This window comes from Pseudomonas koreensis, from assembly GCF_012986595.1.
Lineage (GTDB): Bacteria > Pseudomonadota > Gammaproteobacteria > Pseudomonadales > Pseudomonadaceae > Aquipseudomonas > Aquipseudomonas koreensis.
This window is the reverse complement of the sequence record NZ_JAAQYM010000014.1, coordinates 1-3,358: the sequence shown is the minus strand read 5'-3', so window position 1 is coordinate 3,358 and position 3,358 is coordinate 1. Positions and strand designations below refer to the sequence as shown.

2 rRNA genes are annotated in these 3,358 nt (G+C 50.9%); both read right to left on the bottom strand.

What is annotated here, in order from left to right:
- Positions 1-5 precede the first annotated feature (5 nt).
- A 5S ribosomal RNA gene (gene rrf / locus HBN98_RS27725) occupies positions 6-121 on the bottom strand.
- A 147-nt stretch (positions 122-268) separates the two neighbouring features.
- Positions 269-3,160 (bottom strand): 23S ribosomal RNA (locus HBN98_RS27720).
- Positions 3,161-3,358: the final 198 nt, after the last annotated feature.

Here is a 3,358-nt window from a genome sequence, read left to right as displayed (position 1 = left end):
TTTAATCTTGACGATGACCTACTCTCACATGGGGAAACCCCACACTACCATCGGCGATGCATCGTTTCACTTCTGAGTTCGGGATGGGATCAGGTGGTTCCAACGCTCTATGGTCGTCAAGAAATTCGGGTACTGAATCGCGGCACACTGGCCTCGCTTCAGCAAATTGGGTATGTGATACAGGTGTTTTGTGAATATCGAACTTTCGGTTCGTTTCGTCTTCACACACCGCAATCTGGCCTTTCGACGCAAATTGCTTGGGTGTTATATGGTCAAGCCTCACGGGCAATTAGTATTGGTTAGCTCAACGCCTCACAGCGCTTACACACCCAACCTATCAACGTCGTAGTCTTCGACGGCCCTTCAGGGAACTCAAGGTTCCAGTGAGATCTCATCTTGAGGCAAGTTTCCCGCTTAGATGCTTTCAGCGGTTATCTTTCCCGAACATAGCTACCCGGCAATGCCACTGGCGTGACAACCGGAACACCAGAGGTTCGTCCACTCCGGTCCTCTCGTACTAGGAGCAGCCCCTCTCAAATCTCAAACGTCCACGGCAGATAGGGACCGAACTGTCTCACGACGTTCTAAACCCAGCTCGCGTACCACTTTAAATGGCGAACAGCCATACCCTTGGGACCGGCTTCAGCCCCAGGATGTGATGAGCCGACATCGAGGTGCCAAACACCGCCGTCGATATGAACTCTTGGGCGGTATCAGCCTGTTATCCCCGGAGTACCTTTTATCCGTTGAGCGATGGCCCTTCCATACAGAACCACCGGATCACTAAGACCTACTTTCGTACCTGCTCGACGTGTCTGTCTCGCAGTCAAGCGCGCTTTTGCCTTTATACTCTACGACCGATTTCCGACCGGTCTGAGCGCACCTTCGTACTCCTCCGTTACTCTTTAGGAGGAGACCGCCCCAGTCAAACTACCCACCATACACTGTCCTCGATCCGGATAACGGACCTGAGTTAGAACCTCAAAGTTGCCAGGGTGGTATTTCAAGGATGGCTCCACGCGAACTGGCGTCCACGCTTCAAAGCCTCCCACCTATCCTACACAAGCAAATTCAAAGTCCAGTGCAAAGCTATAGTAAAGGTTCACGGGGTCTTTCCGTCTAGCCGCGGATACACTGCATCTTCACAGCGATTTCAATTTCACTGAGTCTCGGGTGGAGACAGCGCCGCCATCGTTACGCCATTCGTGCAGGTCGGAACTTACCCGACAAGGAATTTCGCTACCTTAGGACCGTTATAGTTACGGCCGCCGTTTACCGGGGCTTCGATCAAGAGCTTCGCGTTAGCTAACCCCATCAATTAACCTTCCGGCACCGGGCAGGCGTCACACCCTATACGTCCACTTTCGTGTTTGCAGAGTGCTGTGTTTTTAATAAACAGTCGCAGCGGCCTGGTATCTTCGACCGGCATGAGCTTACGGAGCAAGTCCTTCACCCTCACCGGCGCACCTTCTCCCGAAGTTACGGTGCCATTTTGCCTAGTTCCTTCACCCGAGTTCTCTCAAGCGCCTTGGTATTCTCTACCCAACCACCTGTGTCGGTTTGGGGTACGGTTCCTGGTTACCTGAAGCTTAGAAGCTTTTCTTGGAAGCATGGCATCAACCACTTCGTCACCCAAAGGGTAACTCGTCATCAGCTCTCGGCCTTAAGATCCCGGATTTACCTAAGATCTCAGCCTACCACCTTAAACTTGGACAACCAACGCCAAGCTGGCCTAGCCTTCTCCGTCCCTCCATCGCAATAACCAGAAGTACAGGAATATTAACCTGTTTTCCATCGACTACGCTTTTCAGCCTCGCCTTAGGGACCGACTAACCCTGCGTCGATTAACGTTGCGCAGGAAACCTTGGTCTTTCGGCGTGGGTGTTTTTCACACCCATTGTCGTTACTCATGTCAGCATTCGCACTTCTGATACCTCCAGCAAGCTTCTCAACTCACCTTCACAGGCTTACAGAACGCTCCTCTACCGCATCACTTGCGTGATACCCGTAGCTTCGGTGTATGGTTTGAGCCCCGTTACATCTTCCGCGCAGGCCGACTCGACTAGTGAGCTATTACGCTTTCTTTAAAGGGTGGCTGCTTCTAAGCCAACCTCCTAGCTGTCTAAGCCTTCCCACATCGTTTCCCACTTAACCATAACTTTGGGACCTTAGCTGACGGTCTGGGTTGTTTCCCTTTTCACGACGGACGTTAGCACCCGCCGTGTGTCTCCCATGCTCGGCACTTGTAGGTATTCGGAGTTTGCATCGGTTTGGTAAGTCGGGATGACCCCCTAGCCGAAACAGTGCTCTACCCCCTACAGTGATACATGAGGCGCTACCTAAATAGCTTTCGAGGAGAACCAGCTATCTCCGAGCTTGATTAGCCTTTCACTCCGATCCACAGGTCATCCGCTAACTTTTCAACGGTAGTCGGTTCGGTCCTCCAGTCAGTGTTACCTAACCTTCAACCTGCCCATGGATAGATCGCCCGGTTTCGGGTCTATTCCCAGCGACTAGACGCCCTATTAAGACTCGCTTTCGCTACGCCTCCCCTATTCGGTTAAGCTCGCCACTGAAAATAAGTCGCTGACCCATTATACAAAAGGTACGCAGTCACCCAACAAAGTGGGCTCCCACTGCTTGTACGCATACGGTTTCAGGATCTATTTCACTCCCCTCTCCGGGGTTCTTTTCGCCTTTCCCTCACGGTACTAGTTCACTATCGGTCAGTCAGTAGTATTTAGCCTTGGAGGATGGTCCCCCCATATTCAGACAAAGTTTCTCGTGCTCCGTCCTACTCGATTTCATGACTAAGAGATTTTCGCGTACAGGGCTATCACCCACTATGGCCGCACTTTCCAGAGCGTTCCGCTAATCTCAAAGCCACTTAAGGGCTAGTCCCCGTTCGCTCGCCACTACTAAGGGAATCTCGGTTGATTTCTTTTCCTCAGGGTACTTAGATGTTTCAGTTCCCCTGGTTCGCCTCTTGCACCTATGTATTCAGTACAAGATAACCATCTTATGATGGCTGGGTTCCCCCATTCAGACATCTCCGGATCAAAGTCTGTTTGCCGACTCCCCGAAGCTTTTCGCAGGCTACCACGTCTTTCATCGCCTCTGACTGCCAAGGCATCCACCGTATGCGCTTCTTCACTTGACCATATAACCCCAAGCAATCTGGTTATACTGTGAAGACGACATTCGCCGAAAATTCGAATTTCTCATTTAAGAGAACTCACAAATTTTACCTTAGCCTGATCCGTTACCAGTGAAAGTAACGTTCAGTCTATCTTTCTATCACATACCCAAATTTTTAAAGAACGAACTAGTCAAAGACTAGAAATCAACATTCACCATC